Annotated in this window: 15 protein-coding genes; 8 read left to right on the forward strand and 7 right to left on the reverse strand. The window is 54.3% G+C overall.

The window, feature by feature from the left end:
• Positions 1 to 43: 43 nt before the first annotated feature.
• The 8 genes from HBA93_RS00940 (at position 44) to HBA93_RS00970 (ending at position 7,298) form a co-directional block, all read left to right on the forward strand.
• Positions 44 to 1,078: an ABC transporter ATP-binding protein gene (locus HBA93_RS00940; protein ID WP_221722019.1), complete on the forward strand. Its 1,035-nt coding sequence runs from the start codon at positions 44 to 46 to the stop codon at positions 1,076 to 1,078.
• Positions 1,075 to 2,094 carry an ABC transporter ATP-binding protein gene (locus HBA93_RS00945; RefSeq protein WP_221722020.1) on the forward strand — a complete coding sequence of 340 codons (1,020 nt, stop codon included), beginning with the start codon at positions 1,075 to 1,077 and terminating at the stop codon, positions 2,092 to 2,094. The genes HBA93_RS00940 and HBA93_RS00945 overlap by 4 nt, the downstream gene beginning before the upstream one ends.
• A 12-nt stretch (positions 2,095 to 2,106) precedes the next feature.
• A complete protein-coding gene (locus HBA93_RS00950; RefSeq protein ID WP_122005186.1) occupies positions 2,107 to 3,036 on the forward strand; it encodes an ABC transporter permease in 930 nt (309 codons plus the stop codon).
• Between the two features lie 12 nt (positions 3,037 to 3,048).
• The gene (locus HBA93_RS00955; protein WP_221722021.1) at positions 3,049 to 3,924 is read left to right on the forward strand and encodes an ABC transporter permease; all 876 of its coding nucleotides are present in this window, start codon (positions 3,049 to 3,051) and stop codon (positions 3,922 to 3,924) included.
• Positions 3,925 to 3,938: 14 nt separating this feature from the next.
• The gene (locus tag HBA93_RS00960; RefSeq protein WP_286201686.1) at positions 3,939 to 4,457 is read left to right on the forward strand and encodes a glycerophosphodiester phosphodiesterase family protein; all 519 of its coding nucleotides are present in this window, start codon (positions 3,939 to 3,941) and stop codon (positions 4,455 to 4,457) included.
• Positions 4,458 to 4,496: 39 nt separating this feature from the next.
• Entirely contained in the window at positions 4,497 to 4,655 is a 159-nt protein-coding gene (locus HBA93_RS24095; RefSeq protein ID WP_286201687.1) for a PI-PLC domain-containing protein, read from the forward strand.
• 159 nt (positions 4,656 to 4,814) lie between these two features.
• Positions 4,815 to 5,639: a bifunctional allantoicase/(S)-ureidoglycine aminohydrolase gene (locus tag HBA93_RS00965; RefSeq protein ID WP_113943436.1), complete on the forward strand. Its 825-nt coding sequence runs from the start codon at positions 4,815 to 4,817 to the stop codon at positions 5,637 to 5,639.
• Positions 5,640 to 5,900: 261 nt separating this feature from the next.
• Positions 5,901 to 7,298 carry an alanine/glycine:cation symporter family protein gene (locus tag HBA93_RS00970; protein WP_221722022.1) on the forward strand — a complete coding sequence of 466 codons (1,398 nt, stop codon included), beginning with the start codon at positions 5,901 to 5,903 and terminating at the stop codon, positions 7,296 to 7,298.
• 65 nt (positions 7,299 to 7,363) lie between these two features.
• Here the strand turns inward: HBA93_RS00970 and HBA93_RS00975 are convergent, their stop codons facing one another.
• The 7 genes from HBA93_RS00975 to HBA93_RS01005 form a co-directional block, all read right to left on the reverse strand.
• Complete coding sequence (locus HBA93_RS00975; RefSeq protein WP_221722023.1) at positions 7,364 to 8,443, reverse strand: ABC transporter ATP-binding protein; 1,080 nt, start codon at positions 8,441 to 8,443, stop codon at positions 7,364 to 7,366.
• Complete coding sequence (locus HBA93_RS00980; protein WP_221722024.1) at positions 8,440 to 9,420, reverse strand: ABC transporter ATP-binding protein; 981 nt, start codon at positions 9,418 to 9,420, stop codon at positions 8,440 to 8,442. The genes HBA93_RS00975 and HBA93_RS00980 overlap by 4 nt, the downstream gene beginning before the upstream one ends.
• A 57-nt stretch (positions 9,421 to 9,477) precedes the next feature.
• Positions 9,478 to 10,914 (reverse strand): amidohydrolase family protein, encoded by a 1,437-nt coding sequence (locus HBA93_RS00985; RefSeq protein WP_353619301.1) that lies wholly within the window; start codon positions 10,912 to 10,914, stop codon positions 9,478 to 9,480.
• 76 nt (positions 10,915 to 10,990) lie between these two features.
• Positions 10,991 to 12,583: an ABC transporter substrate-binding protein gene (locus HBA93_RS00990; RefSeq protein WP_221722025.1), complete on the reverse strand. Its 1,593-nt coding sequence runs from the start codon at positions 12,581 to 12,583 to the stop codon at positions 10,991 to 10,993.
• Positions 12,584 to 12,641: 58 nt separating this feature from the next.
• Positions 12,642 to 13,544 (reverse strand): ABC transporter permease, encoded by a 903-nt coding sequence (locus HBA93_RS00995; RefSeq protein ID WP_221722026.1) that lies wholly within the window; start codon positions 13,542 to 13,544, stop codon positions 12,642 to 12,644.
• Complete coding sequence (locus HBA93_RS01000; protein WP_121993838.1) at positions 13,541 to 14,482, reverse strand: ABC transporter permease; 942 nt, start codon at positions 14,480 to 14,482, stop codon at positions 13,541 to 13,543. Before HBA93_RS01000 ends, HBA93_RS00995 begins: the two co-directional genes overlap by 4 nt.
• Positions 14,483 to 14,541: 59 nt before the next feature.
• Positions 14,542 to 16,167: an amidohydrolase gene (locus HBA93_RS01005; RefSeq protein ID WP_221722027.1), complete on the reverse strand. Its 1,626-nt coding sequence runs from the start codon at positions 16,165 to 16,167 to the stop codon at positions 14,542 to 14,544.
• Between the last annotated feature and the right edge of the window lie 36 nt (positions 16,168 to 16,203).

Raw genomic sequence — 16,203 nt, forward strand, 5'->3', positions numbered from 1 at the left:
TGCTTCGGCATCTGATGCCGTTATTTATGACAGGAGCGCGTCGATGGCTTTGGTCGAGATCGCCGATCTGAAAGTGGCTTTTGACGGCGTGCAGGTTTTGCACGGTATCAATCTGAAAATCGAAAAAGGCGAAGCCGTCGGGCTGGTCGGGGAATCCGGTTGCGGCAAATCTGTGACATGGCTGGCAGCACTCGGACTATTGCCGAAGAAAGCCACGGTCTCCGGCTCTGTCATGATCGATGGTGCCAATCTGGTTGGTGCGCCACGGCGTAAACTGGAATCCGTGCGCGGATCACGCATTGCCATGATTTTTCAGGACCCGTCCTCTTCGCTCAATCCGGTGATCCGTGTCGGTAAGCAGATCGAAGAAGCAGTGAAACTGCATCGCGGTATTTCCGGTACGGCTGCGCGCAAAGAAGCGCTGCGCCTACTGGAACTGGTCGGCATTCCGGATGCTGCCCGCCGCCTTGATAATTTTCCGCATGAGTTTTCCGGCGGGCAGAACCAGCGCCTGATGATTGCCATGGCGCTCGCCGGTGAGCCGGATTTGCTGATTGCCGATGAGCCAACCACGGCACTGGACGCCACTATTCAGGCACAAGTGCTCGACCTGCTTGCCCGTATCCGTCAGGAAACCGGCATGGCGATTGTATTTATCAGCCATGATCTGGGTGCCGTGTCGCAAATCTGCGAACGCGTCTGCGTTATGTATGCCGGTCGCATGATCGAGAAAAGCTCGACAGAAGCTCTGTTCGCCCAGCCGCGTCATCCCTATACACGCGGGCTGTTTGATGCGATCCCGCGCATTGACGGTGGCCGCGAGCGTCTTATCCCGATTGAAGGCACGGTGCCGGAACCGGGAAAACTGCCGAAAGGCTGTGCCTTTTCTCCGCGCTGCAACCGTGCGGAAAATCGTTGCAAAAGTGATCTGCCACCTTTGACCGGCAATCAGGATGATCGTTATGTCGCCTGTTTCCGTCCTGTCGAAATACGCGACACTGTTATTCCTGCGGCACCGGTTGTGCCTGCCGCATTCACTGCCCCTGCTCCGGCAACACAGCAGCAGGTGCTGTCATGAACAAGCCGCTGCTCGAAGCTAAAAATTTAAGCAAAATATATACGTCAAAACGTGGGTTGTTTGCCAAACCAACAGAGGTTAAAGCCGTTGATGCGGTGAGCCTGTCCTTACAAAAAGGCAAAACGCTGGGCATTGTCGGTGAAAGCGGTTCCGGCAAATCTACCACCGGTCGCCTGCTGCTCGGTTTGGAGCGTCCCAGTACCGGTGAAGTGCGTTTTGACGACGATGTTCTGCCGCCTGCCCGCACCAATGAATGGCGGGCTTTGCGCAAACGCATGCAGCTTGTTTATCAAGACCCTCTGGCTGCCCTCGACCGCCGCCTGACCATCGCCACACAGATTGAAGAACCGCTGCTGATCCACGGTATTGGCGACAAAGAAAGCCGTGCCGCACGGGTGAAAGAACTGATGCAGTCTGTTGGCCTGATGCCGCATCATGCGGCACGGTTCCCGCATGAGCTTTCCGGCGGGCAGCGCCAGCGTGTGGTGATTGCCCGTGCCATTGCCTGCAATCCCGAGTTGCTGGTTTGCGATGAAGCCGTCTCTGCATTGGATGTTTCCATTCAGGCGCAGGTAGTCAATCTGCTGCGCGACCTGCAGGAGAAAAACGGCATTGCCATGGTGTTTATCAGCCATGATCTGAAAGTAGTGCGCAATATCAGCGACCGCGTGGCCGTGATGTATCTGGGACGGATTGTTGAGGAAGCGCCGTCCGATGTGATTTTTCAGGCACCCCAGCATCCTTATACGCAGGCACTGGTTTCCAGCATTCCGGTGCCCGGCACGCTCCTGAGCAATCGTATTATCCTGCAGGGCGAACCGCCAAATCCGGCAGCCAGACCAAGCGGCTGTGCCTTTCATCCGCGTTGCCGTTTTGCCTCGGAGCGCTGCCGCACCGATGTGCCGGAAACCTTGCATACCGGCAAAGAGAATAGTGTTGCCTGTCATCTCTATGACAAGAGGCAAACAAGCCACTTATACGATGGCCAAACGCAACCCGTAGCATTAGCCGGATAACAGGACAGACTGATGATTTCATTTTTCCTAACCCGTCTGTTACGGGCTTTTATTACAGTCATGCTGGTTGTGACCTTTGCCTTTATCGTGCTGCGCATGTCCGGCGATCCGGCACAAATCATTCTCGGCCCCGATGCACCGCCGCAGGCGATTGAGGCCTTCCGCAAGGCATGGGGGCTGGATCAGCCGATCCTCGTGCAATATTTCAGCTATTTCGGGGCGATCTTTCAGGGCGATCTCGGTGTCTCCATGCGCGACGGGCAGAAAGCGATTGATCTGGTTGCCGAGCGTATTCCGGCCACGCTGATGCTGACTATTCCGACCTTGCTGCTCAATCTGGCAATCGGCATTCCTGCCGGTGTATATGCAGCACTCCATCGTGACAGTATCATCGACCGGCTGGTGATGATGACCGCCATTATCGGTTTTACCCTGCCGAATTTCGTGCTCGGTCTGGTGCTGGTGCTGATCTTCTCCGTGACACTCAAATGGCTGCCATCGGGCGGCAGTGATACATGGATGCATGCCATTCTGCCGGTGCTCACCATGAGCATTGCCGGTGCCGCTATTCTCGCCCGTTTTGCCCGCAGTGCGATGATCGAAATTCTCGGCCAACCCTATATCCGCACAGCCAGTGCCAAAGGCGTGCGCTGGGGCGATGTGATTCGCAATCACGCATTGCCCAACGCGGCTATCCCGATTGTGACACTGGTCGGCTTCATGGTCGGCTCACTGGTGGCTGGCGCAGTGGTGATTGAATCCCTGTTCTCATGGCCGGGTGTCGGCCGCCTGCTGGTGGTTGCGGTCTCCAACCGTGATCTCGCGGTGGTGCAGTGCATTCTGCTGCTGATTGCCTCCACCATGGTGCTCTCCAATCTTATTGTTGACCTGCTCTATGGTTTTCTCGATCCGCGCCTGCGCGATAATCAGGCCAAAGCGTAAAGGAACCGGCTAATGTCTGAACTCTCAATCAGTGACAGTGCCGTTGTGCCTGCGGTGAATGCCCATAAACGCAAAAAGAAACGCATACCGCTATTAGTGGTACTGTCGCTTGTCTGGTTTGCAGCAATGATTATCATTGCCATTACCGCTGACTGGATCCGCCCTTACAGCATTACCGCGATGGATCTCAAAAGCCGCCTTGTGATGCCCGGTCACCCGCAACACTGGCTCGGCACGGATGAGGTCGGGCGCGATGTGCTGTCCCGCCTGATTGAATCCATCCGCGTTTCGCTGCTCATCGCTTTTGGTGCCACGATTATTTCCACCCTGCTCGGCACCACAGTCGGCTTTCTTGCTGCAAATTTCCGCAAGACCGTGGAACAAGTGGTGCTGACACTGGCAGATTTTCAGGCGGCATTGCCGTTCCTGATCCTCGCTTTGTCGGTGCTGGCTTTCTTCGGCAATTCCATGGTTCTACTGGTTTGCCTGATGGGGTTTTACGGCTGGGAGCGCTATGCGCGTATCGCCCGTGGTCTGGCGATTTCCGCCAGTTCGCAGGGCTATGCCGCAGCGGTTACACAGCTTGGGGCAAAACAATCATGGGTCTATCTGCGCCATATTCTGCCGAATATTGCTTCAACCCTGATCGTCTCCATGACCCTGACTTTCCCTGAGATTATTCTTCTGGAAAGCAGCCTGTCCTTCTTAGGTCTCGGCGTGCAGCCACCCAAATCCAGCCTCGGCAATATGGTCGGCTACGGGCGCGAATATCTGACCACCGCGCCATGGATCATGCTGGCACCGGCCTTTGTGATCATGTTCACCACGCTGTCGATTTCCATCCTTGGTGACTGGCTGCGCGACAAACTTGATCCGACCATTCGTTAAAAGGAATATCTGTCATGACACGTATTATCGGCCATCGCGGTGCGCGCAATCTCTGGCCTGAAAACTCCCTCTCCGGTTTTCGCAAAACCGCTGATCTCAATATTGCCGGTGTGGAATTTGATCTGCATCTGACCAATGCCGGTGAAGTGATTGTGCTGCATGATCCGACACTGGAGCGCACCACCAACGGTATCGGCGATGTCGCAGAGCTTTCCAAAACAGCGCGAGTGAATACGTTTCTGCGCGAAAGCATGGAGGAGCATATTCCGCTGTTTGAAGAGGTTTTGGAAATCTTCAAACCGACCGGCATGGAATTGCATGTGGAACTAAAAAACCGCGCCAATGGCGATCTCTATGACGGCCTCACCGATGCCGTTGTGCAGATCATCCGCGCACAGGGTATGGAAGACCAGTGCATACTTACCGGCTTTACCCGTCAGGTATTGGAGCAAGTGAAAGATATTGCACCGGAAATGCGCCGCCTCGCCTCACTCAATGCTTTCAGCGCCACTATTCTCGGCGGCTTGCAGTAAACACTCGATTATTTCGACACGCATGCCGATATTCTCGCCGTGGAAAAAGCCCTGCTCTCTCATAACTGGGACGCCATCACCAGCCGGATCGCGCCGGAACGTCTTGGCGTTTGGGTACCGAATACTGAGCCTGAACTGGAGTTCTGGAAAAACACACCAATCCGTCAGATCACCACAGACCGGCCTGATCTCGTCTGACCGCAGAGCAATTTCCCGTTTATTTATCCGATAAACGGGAAATTATATACAATATTGTCGACAATTTATAAATTTCGGTGATAATCCCGCTAAGCCCTCTTGCAGAATTACCGAAAACCGGCCTGACTGTTGCAGAGGAAAACGGAAACGGGAGATATTATGACTGACCGTACTTATTACGCGCCAACCGGCGGCGCACCCAAGCAGACACAATTGCTGAGCGACCGTGCCGTATTCACTGAGGCCTATGCGGTTATCCCTAAAGGTGTGATGATGGATATTGTCACCTCCTGTCTGCCATTCTGGGATAAGACACGGGTCTGGATTTTATCGCGCCCGTTATCCGGCTTTGCCGAAAGCTTTGCGCAATATATTGTCGAACTGGAACCGCAGGGCGGCAGTGACAAGCCTGAACCTGATCCGGATGCCGAAGCCGGTATTTTCGTGGTCGAGGGCAATATCGTCATTACGCTTGACGGCAAAGACCATGCCATGCGCGCAGGAAGTTATGCGTTTCTGCCGCCGAAAAGCCTCTGGACCGTGCGCAATAAAAGCGATGCCACTGCCCGTTTCCACTGGATTCGCAAGAGTTTTGAATATGTGAACGGTCTGGATGTACCGGAAGCCTTCTTCAAACATGAGTCCGAAGTTGAACCGGTTGCTATGCCGGACACCGACGGCAAATGGGCAACCACCCGCTTTGTTGACCCAAGCGATCTGCGCCACGATATGCATGTCAATATCGTCACTTTTGAACCGGGTGCCATCATTCCTTTTGCCGAGACCCATGTGATGGAGCATGGTCTTTATGTACTTGAAGGTAAAGCGGTTTATCGTCTCAATCAGGATTGGGTTGAGGTTGAGGCCGGTGACTATATGTGGCTGCGCGCTTTCTGTCCGCAGGCCTGCTATGCCGGTGGTCCGGGCAAGTTCCGCTACCTGCTCTACAAAGACGTCAACCGTCATGTAAAACTTAAAATCTGACCAGCTAAACAATCATTTTTCACACGACAGCCGCCGGTTTTACACAGACCGTGCGGCTGTATTTTTTGACAGCGCCGGATTTAATTGGCAAAAGCACCACTCTTCAGTCCTTGCTAAAGAACCAGAGCGGTTTACATTCATGTTGAATGCAATGCTCTCAGCAATGAATCTGAATATAAGCAAAAACGATTTATTAAGTCATATTTACCGTAAAACGACATCGTCACCTCAGCTGAGGTGTGACCGGAGCGTATCATACAAATGACGACAATTATTGCCTTTATAAACACGATCCTCTGGGACTATGTCCTGATTTACGGGTTGCTTGCTGTCGGGATTTACTTCTCGGTCAGGCTTAAATTCATTCAGCTTCTGCATTTTCCTGAGTTTTTCCGCTCGGTCATGCGCGCTCCAAAGCGTGACGACAGCGGGATTACCCCGTTTCAGGCATTGTGTACCAGCCTTGCTTCCCGTGTCGGTACCGGCAATATTGCCGGCGTAGCGGTTGCCCTTTATCTCGGCGGTGCCGGAGCGATTTTCTGGATGTGGATTGTCGCTTTCGTCGGTATGGCAACAGCCTATTCTGAAAGCACTCTGGCGCAGCTTTATAAAATCCGTGATGCGAATGGCCAGTTCCGTGGCGGCCCAGCCTATTATATTTCCAAAGGTCTGAAAGCCCCGTGGATCGCTGTCATCTTTTCGGTCTGTCTGATCCTCGCCTTTGGTCTTGTGTTTAATGCTGTGCAGGCTAATGCCATTGCCGATGCCATGAACGGCTCCTTCGGCTTCTCCAAAATAGTGGTCGGCATTGTGATCGCGGCACTTGCCGGTATCGTCATTTTCGGTGGTATCCGTCAGATTGCCCGTGTGGCCGAACTGGTTGTGCCGTTTATGGCGGCCATTTACCTCGGCGTTGCGCTCTACGTACTGATCGCCAATATTACCGAAGTTCCGGCTTTGCTTGCGCTGATTGTCAAAAGTGCCTTTGGTGTGGAAGCCGCGGCAGGCGGTATCGCCGGTGCGCTGATGAATGGCGTGAAACGCGGGCTGTTCTCCAATGAAGCCGGTATGGGCTCTGCACCGAATATCGCGGCATCTGCTACGCCCAACCCGCACCACCCGTCCTCACAGGGTTTTGTGCAGGCGCTCGGCGTGTTCATTGATACAATTCTGATTTGTACTGCAACAGCGATCATGATCCTGCTGTCGCACAAACTGGCACCAAATTCCGGTCTCACCGGCACGCTTCTGACACAGGAAGCCATGACTGTGCATATCGGCTGGTTCGGCAGCTATTTCATCAGTATTGCAATCTTCTTCTTCGCCTTCACCTCGATCATCGGTAATTACGCCTATGCGGAAAATGCCATGATTTATCTCGGTGCCGGTAAACGTTTGTGGATATCATTGCTGCGTTGCGGCACATTGTTGATGGTCGTCTGGGGTGCTTACGAAAGCATTCTCACCGTGTTCAATGCAGCTGATGCGGCCATGGGTCTGATGGCAACCATCAACCTGATTGCCATTGCACTGCTTTCCGGCACGGTTGTGAAAGTGACCAAGGATTATTTCGACCAGCAGAAATTCGGCACACCACATTTCACGCTCAAGGACTATCCTGAGCTGAAAGGCAAAGTCGACGGCGAAATCTGGAAATAACCGCCAATCAAAAAACAGGCCGCTTCAGAACTGAAGCGGCCTGTTTTTATTTAGTCTGATAGTTTTTAAGCAGCCTGTTCTTTTTCAGCGCGTTTCTTGGCGAAAAGCCCTAAACGCTGCTGCAACTTCTCCGCACCGGAAGCGAAATGTGCCGCATGTTTGAAGACAGGCACCTGCGCTTCAAAATGGCAGGCGACCTGCTGGCCGGTTCCTAAATCCTTCAATTCAGGCACCTGCTGTTTGCACAAATCCTGCGCCAGCGGACAACGGGTGTGAAAACGGCAACCGGACGGCGGATTGAGCGGGCTCGGCACATCGCCGCCCAGCACATTCCACGAACCGCGTGAGGCCGGATCAGGCTGCGGCGCGGCAGACAGCAAAGCCTGCGTATAAGGATGGCGCGGATTGTTATAAAGCTGATGCTTGTCCGCGATCTCCACCACCTGTCCGAGATACATCACTGCCACACGATCAGCCATATGTTTGACCACCGGCAGCCCGTGCGAAATGAACAGGTAGGACAGTCCCATTTCTTTCTGCAAATCTTTGAGCAGATTGACCACCTGCGCCTGAATGGACACATCCAGCGCCGAGACAGGCTCATCGCAGACAATCAGTTTCGGCGACAGTGAAAGCGCTCGGGCAATACCGATGCGCTGACGTTGCCCGCCGGAAAATTCATGCGGATAGCGCGCGGCATGGTAAGGTGCCAAATCGACACGGCGCAACAGTTCAATCACCCGCTCGCGGCGCGAAGCATCGGTACCGACCCCATGGACCAGCATCGGCTCGGCAATCAGTTCACCCACGGTCATACGCGGATTGAGACTGGCATAAGGATCCTGAAACACCACCTGCATCTGGCGACGTAGATCACGCAGCTTGGTGCCGATGGCATTGGTGACATCTTCACCCTCAAACAGCACCCGACCGGCGGTCGGCTCCAGTAGACGCAGCGCCAGACGTGCAGTCGTAGACTTACCGCAACCGCTTTCGCCCACAATGGCCAGTGTTTCTCCGGCCATCAGCTTGAAAGAAACTTCGTCCACAGCACGGACTGTGCCGACCACTTTTTGACGGATCAGACCTTTTTTGACAGGGAAATGTTTGGAAATGCCCTGCAACTCCAGAAGGGGTTGTGTCATACGAAATCCTCCACCGGTGCTTTATGGCAGGCAACAAGGTGATTGGCTTGGAGTTCATGCAGAGCAGGCAGAGTTGCTGTGCATTCCTCATCGGAAAACGGGCAGCGCGGATTAAACCGGCAACCGGAGGGCAGACGGAACGGCGGCGGTACCACACCGCTGATTGCCACCAGCCGGTCAACATCCTCATCCATACGCGGCATCGAGCCCATCAGACCGATAGTATAAGGGTGCTGCGGGTCTTTGAAAATCGCATTGACGGAAGCGCGTTCCGCCACCTTACCGGCATACATCACCGCCACATCATCGGCGACCTGCGCCACCACACCCAGATCATGGGTAATAAGGATGATGGCCATATTGGTTTCCTGCTGCAACTCGCGCAGCAGATTGAGAATTTGCGCCTGAATAGTCACATCGAGCGCCGTTGTCGGCTCATCGGCGATCAGCAGCACCGGCTTGCAAACCAGCGCCATAGCAATCATTACACGCTGACGCATACCACCGGAGAGCTGGTGCGGATATTCATCAAAACGGCGCTCCGGTGCAGGAATACGCACTTTGCGCAGTGCTTCAATCGCTTCCTCGCGCATTTCCTTATACGGCTTTTTATGATGCGCCTGTAAGGCTTCAACCAGCTGATAGCCGATTGTATGCACCGGATTGAGCGAAGTCATCGGCTCCTGAAAGATCATCGCTATGCGGTTGCCGCGCAGCCTGCGCATATCATCCGCCGACAGTTTCAGAAGGTCCTGTCCTTCGAAAATCACCTCACCACCGGCATTCTTGCCCGGTGGCGGCACCAGCCCCATGACAGACAGCGACAGCATGGATTTACCGCAGCCGCTCTCCCCCACAATACCCAGTGTCTTACCGCGCTCGACTTTCAGCGAAATACCGTCCACCGCACGGATAACACCGTTCGGGGTTTTAAACTCCGTGACGAGATTGCGGATTTCGAGAACCGGTTCTGTCATAGTGTCTTCTCCAAGCCGGTCATATTTCCATATGACCGGAATGTTGCTTTGGCTTGCTCACGCAAGGCCGGAAAATGAATGCGGGGCATAAGCAGTAACAGGGCGTTTCGCCCAGTCTTCCTGCGGTGCCCGTTGAACTGTACGTTGCTGTGCGGCGTGAAGGTCTTCGGCGGCCTGCTCAAAATCAATCGTCAGGCATTGGCCCTTCTCGACCACTTTCTCACCACCAACATAGACCGTATCCACAGCGCGCTCGGCTGCGGCATAGATCATGCTGCGGATCGGATCATAACCCGGCCGCATCATCGGATGTGCAAGATTGACCAGTACCAGATCGGCGTTACAGCCTGTTTCCAGACGCCCGATATCATCACGCCCGAGCAGATCGGCACCGCCCACCGTCGCTGCGGTGAAAATCTCACCGGATGTAACTGTGCGCGGGTTTTCAGCCATCATTCGCGCCACATAACCGACATGGCGCATTTCTTCGAGCATATTATGCGGATAGGTATCGGTGCCGATGCCAAGGCGCACACCGGCGCGCAGGTAACGGCCGAAATCACGCATAGCTATGCCGCGGCGCATGAAAACGGTCGGGCAATGGGCAACCGCTGTGCGGGTTTCCACCAGCAGATCAAGATCGCGGCGCGTATGCCAGCCATTGCGCGGATAATCGTCGAGGAAAATCCCGTGGCTGACAATGCTGGTCTCGCCCAAAACATCAAGCTGCTCCAGCCATTGCACTGGTGAAACACCGTGACGGCGGGTAATTTCATGAAACTCTACGGTCGATTGTGCGGCGTGAATTTGCCAGGGAATTTTGCGGCGCTGCGCTTCCGCATAACTCTCTTTGATCAGGCCTTCGCTGCAGGTGTCGATTTGTGCCGGACACAGCATTGAGAACAGACGGCCGGACGGATGCGCCTCTGCGGCATCCACCATTTCCAATGCCTGCGCCATGGCTTTTTCGCCAACGGCCTCATCCCACTCATATTCCACCACATGGCCGTTTTTGGTGTACCAGCGCGCCGTGCGGAACATAGGCGTGATACAGACGCGCAGACCGCTCTGCCCTGCCAGATCAATCCATGACGGATGGGCAACGGAGAGATCGGCCAGTGTTGTGACGCCGGATTTGAGCAATTCCGCATAGGCGACTTTCCATGCAGCCTCTGCGCCCTCCGCATCCGGACGGATAATCGGCATGAACTCGTAAAGCGCGGAATTATACAAACCCGGAGAACCGAGTTCATCGAGAATGCTCTTATTCAGCGGTTCGCTTGCAGGATGAGAATGGATATTGACCAGACCCGGCATGACCATAAAGCCACGACCGTCCTGTTCTGTATCGGCTGCACCGGCATAGCCCGTGCCGACAAAAGTCAGTTTGCCGTTTTTAAAAGCAACATCAGCATTTTTTACGTAGATATGGCTTTGGCTGTCCTTATCCCATGCAACGACAATATCCGCGTTTCTGATGACTGTTACACTCACTGCATCACTCCCCTGCGCCTGAATTCCCGATTTGAGATTGCGGCACTGCCTCCTCGCAATGCCGCAGTCTTTGTTTTTAGCGTTTCAGAGAAATATCCAGACCTTTATAAATACCGGCACCATAGATACCGTGTGCCTTGGCACCTTCCACACGATCACCGGAAATCAGCCACATCGGCTCGGACGACAGTGTGACCCAGACATTGGCCTCGGTCAGGTTGCGCTGCAGAGTTGCCAGCGCTTCGTGACGCTCTTCCTTGCTGGTAGTGGTTGCCGCCTTACGGATCAGCTCATCCGTTGCCGGATCTTTCCAGTTCATGCGGTTTGGTGTCGGTGCCTGACGGCTCGGGAAATACAGACCGATCGCTTCAAGAGCGGTCAGCGCCGGATAGTTCATATAGAACGCATCAAATTCCTGCGTTGCCATCTTGCCCCAGCCGACAGTCGCATCCCAGAGCTGGATTTTCATGTCGATACCGACTTTGCGCAGATCAGCCTGCATGGCCTCACTCACAGTCGGATTGGTCGCATTGCGCAAACCATAGACAAGGAAGGTGGCTTTCTGGCCGTCTTTTTCACGGATACCGTCGCCGCCCATTTTCCAGCCGGCTTCTTCCAGCATTTTATTGGCGCCGTCCTGATCAAAGGCAGGCGTCAGCTTGGCGGATTCCGGATCGAAATCAATGATCGCCGGATTAACGAGCGACTTCATTTCCTTACCATGGCCGAAATAAACAGCCTGTGTAATCGCGGCTTTGTTGGTCGCCATATTCACGGCTTTACGGATCACCGGATCGGACACGACAGGCTTGTCAATTTTGAAGCCCATGAACATGTCATAGATATAGTTTTCCTGTTTGGAAACGCTGATACCCGGCATGCTTTCCATCGTGGTCAGCGCAATCGGCGGCATGTAATAGGTCATATCCGCCTGACGTGCCTGAATTGCGGCCATCAGCGTATTGGCTTCAGGGATCACGCGCCAGACAATCTCATCGACTTGCGGGCTCGGGTTTTTATAGAAAGACGGTCCCCATGTGTAATTCGGGTTTTTCTTGAGCTTCAGTTCCTGACGCGGCTGCCAGCTGACCCAGCAATAAGGACCGGTGCCGTTGAAACCCTGCACACCAAAATTCTCGCCGAGCTTCTCTACAGTCGCCTTGTCCACAACAGACGAGAACGGCATGGTCAGCTGCGGCAAAAGATCGGAATAAGGCTCTTCCAGCTGATAGATAACAGTATAATCGTCTTTAGCGGTTACACTTTTCACCTTACCGCCGCGGAAAGCGGTCGGAGAGCGTTTTTCCGGGTTTTGCCAGCGCTCAATCGTATAGACCACATCTGCTGCGGTCATCGGGCGGCCATCGCAGAACTTTACATCCTTGCGCAGATTAAATGTATAGGTCGTGCCATCCTCTGACACTGTCCAGCTTTCAGCCAGCCCCGGCTTGACGGTTTTCATGTCAAAATCAAGCGAGACCAGCGTATCGCCCAGCATGGCCATCACTTCAACCATCGCCGTTGCGGTGGAGCGGATCGGATCGTAATTATCCGCATCGATCACACGCAGAATCGACAAAGGCGCTTTGGTCTGAGCATAAGCTGCGCCGGTCATCACGGCTGCCGCTGCCACACCCGCAGTCAAAACGGAAGTCAGATATTTTTTCATTTTAGTCCTCCTGATGAGGCGTCCGCTGTTCTGTGCAGTGGTCCGCCGCCAAAATGATTTATTTACGCAGTTTCGGATCAAGCGCGTCACGTAAGGAGTCCCCCAATACGTTAAACGCCAGAACGATAATGAAGATCACCAGACTTGGCAGAACCGAGACATGCGGTGCGAAGAACAGGAAATTACGTCCTTCCGATGCCATAGCACCGAGTTCTGCTGTCGGCGGCTGTGCGCCAAGACCGATGAAAGAGAGTGCTGCGCCGAGCAGGATCACCTGTCCGAAACGCAAGGTTACAAACACGAAGATCGATGACAGGCAGTTCGGCAGCACATATTTGAAAATGATGCGGCTGTCGGACATGCCGAGCGAATGCGCGCTTTCAATATAATCCTGCTGCAACACCACAATCGCACCGCCGCGCACCACGCGCGCCATCAGCGGCACGGTTGCAATTGACAGCGCAATGATCACGGCAGTGAGCCCCGGGCCAAAGATGGCTGCAATTGCCAGACCAAACAGGATGGCCGGAAAGGACAGCAACACATCCATGAAGCGCATCAGCAAGCCGCTCCAGCGGGTGTAATAAGCGGCGACAAAACCGATAATCCCGCCGACAACACAACCAAAGAACACCGAAACAAAGCCCATGAACAGAGTGGTACGAATGCCATAGAGCAGACGTGTGACCATGCCGCGTCCCTGCCCGTCGGTGCCGAGCAGATAGCCCGCTTCACCAACCGGCTTCAGCATCATACCAAGATTACCGCCATAAGGGTCTTCCGGTGCCAGCCACGGAGCGAACAACCCGCAAAACAGGGTCAGTGCCACAAGGGTCAGAGCAATCACCGAACCGGTATCGGAGAGCAGCATGCGCAAAACGCTGACACGCTTGAACGCGATTTCCTGCTCCGCCGGTTGCGTTGCATCGGCCACAGTAGTTTTTGCAACACTGGTCATCATGCACCTCTCACACGCGGATCAAGCACAGCGTAGAGAATATCAACGCCGAGATTGACGAGAATAAAGCCGAGAGACATCACGATAATCGTGCCCTGTGCCATTGGCAGATCGCTGGACAAAATCGCGCCGACTGCCAGACGACCAATCCCCGGCCAAGAAAACACCGTCTCAACCACCACAGCACCGCCGAGCAAAAAGCCGATCTGCAAGCCGATCAGCGTCACCACCGGCACCAGCGCATTGCGCAGCGCATGACGGGTAACGACCTTACGCTCTTTCAGACCTTTGGCACGCGCGGTGCGAATATGATCTGCGCCCAGTACATCCAGAACAGATGTACGGGTCATACGGGCGACAGGGCCGACAAACACACCACCCAGCGTAATTGCAGGCAGAATGATGCTGGTGAAACCTTCCCATGTCCACAATGGTCCGAGACGACCGGTAAATGGCAGGATCGGATATTTAAAGCCGAACAGCCAGACCAGTACCAGACCTAGAAAGAACACAGGGATCGACACACCGGCAACCGACACAGCCATGATCGAACGATCCAGCAGCGAGCCGCGGTAATAGGCACCGACTGTGCCGAGCAAAATACCGAGCGGAATTGCCCAGATCAGGGATGCAACCATCAGCTCCAGTGTCGGGCCTATAGTGGCGCCGAGTTCCTGAGAAACCGGCACATTGTTAATGATCGAGACGCCAAGATCGCCCTGCATCAGACGGCCGACATAATAGAAAAACTGTTTCCACAAAGGCTGATCAAGGCCGAGATCGCGACGGATGGCTTCAACCAGTTCCTGTGTTGCGGTTGGTCCTGCGCGCACCTGCGCCGGATCAGTCGGCACCACCTGCATCAGCAAAAAGCCGAGCAGCAGCACACCGAACATGACCGGCAAAGCGAGAAGCAGACGTTGTAACGTGTGCCGAAGCATAAATTCGCCTTTCTCTGACTGTCTGCCTGAGACGCTTTCAGCACCTCAGGCCAGATCAGTTATACCTGCCGCTCAAAGACGACTTTGCCGTCCAGCACGGTCATATCGCAGACCACATCGCTGCGGATTTCTTCCTCATCGCAAGTGAAAATATCCTTCGACAACACAGCGACATCTGCCGCCATGCCTGCAACCAGACGTCCGGTTTCATTCTCAGCAAATTGCGTATAGGCACCGAAATGCGTGTAAGCGTGGATCGCCTCTTCCCGTGTCAGACGCTGATCACCGCCGATCACCGAGCCGATCTTGGTCTTGCGGGTAATGAGCGTGTAGATATTCTGGAACGGATTGGTGGAGGTGACCGGCGCATCGGAAGACGCTGCCGGATGCAAACCGGCATCCATCCATTTACGCATCGGATAGGATTCATGGGCACGCTTTTCGCCCAGATTAGCAACATACAAATCGCCGAATTCATAGATGAACATCGGCTGCGGCACCGGATCAATACCGGCTTTGGCCATACGCCCGATCTGCCCGTCACTCAAAAAGCCGCAATGTTCAATGCGGTGACGGCGGTTTTTAATCGGCTGCTCTGCACTATCCGCATTTTCAATACCGGACAGCACCTGCTCAATCGCGGCATCACCAATCGCATGAATTGCTAATTGATAGCCCAGTTCATGATAATGTTTGAGGGATTTATGCATCTCCTCATCCGAATAGCAGAAAATGCCGAAATTATTAGGATCGCCCGCTACATAAGGCTCGCTCATCGCAGCCGTCAGGCCACCGGCACTACCATCCGAGAAGACTTTCATCGCGCCGTAGCGTAAGTTTCCGGTCTGACGTTTAGCGCGGAAACCCTGTGCATGCGCCTGATCGCCGATACCGTCATGATTGCCATAAATGCAAACCCATGTGCGGATCGGCAGATCACCGTTTGCTGCCAGTTCTTCATAGGCATGAAGTTCTTCCATGCCGTAGCCCATGCCCACAGCGGCATCCATCACCGAGGTAAAACCCTGCGAAAGCATGAATTCCGCAGCGCGGGTAATCGCGGCTTTCAGTTCTTCACGGCTTAGCGGCGGAATTTTATCCGTCACCACACGCATACCGGATTCTGCCAGCAGGCCGGATAATTTGCCGTTGCGCTTTTCAATCAGTCCACCGGACGGGCTTGGTGTGTCATGGGTAATATTTGCCAGACGCATGGCTGCGCTGTTGGCGATCCCGACATGGCCGCAGGTACGGGTGATATAAACCGGATGATCGGGCGCGATCGCATCCAGTTCCTCAATGGTCGGATGGCGCTGTTCACTCAACTCGAAGTGATCGTAGCCGCCGCCACGGATCCATTCACCCGCAGGTTTTGCAGCCACCTCCTGAGCAATACGTTTGAAAATTTCACCGAGACTGCGCACGCCTGATTCAGGGCGCAGATTGATCTCGTTCATACCTATGCCAAGCATAAGAAGATGCATATGGGCATCATTGAGCCCCGGCACCGCAACACGTCCGCCCAGATCGACACGTTGTGTCTTTTCACCGGTCAGTGCTTCAATCTCAGCTGTGGTGCCGGTTGCCAGAACCTTACCGTCAGCAATTGCAAGCGCCTCAACAAAACCTTCATTAAGGCCGCAAAAAATCCGCCCGCCCGAAAGGACGAGATCTGCATATTCCATACTCTGTCTATCTCCCAGCACCCTGCCTTCAAGGAA

The sequence above is a fragment of the Ochrobactrum sp. SFR4 genome, assembly GCF_019730395.1.
Taxonomy (GTDB): Bacteria; Pseudomonadota; Alphaproteobacteria; order Rhizobiales; family Rhizobiaceae; genus Pseudochrobactrum.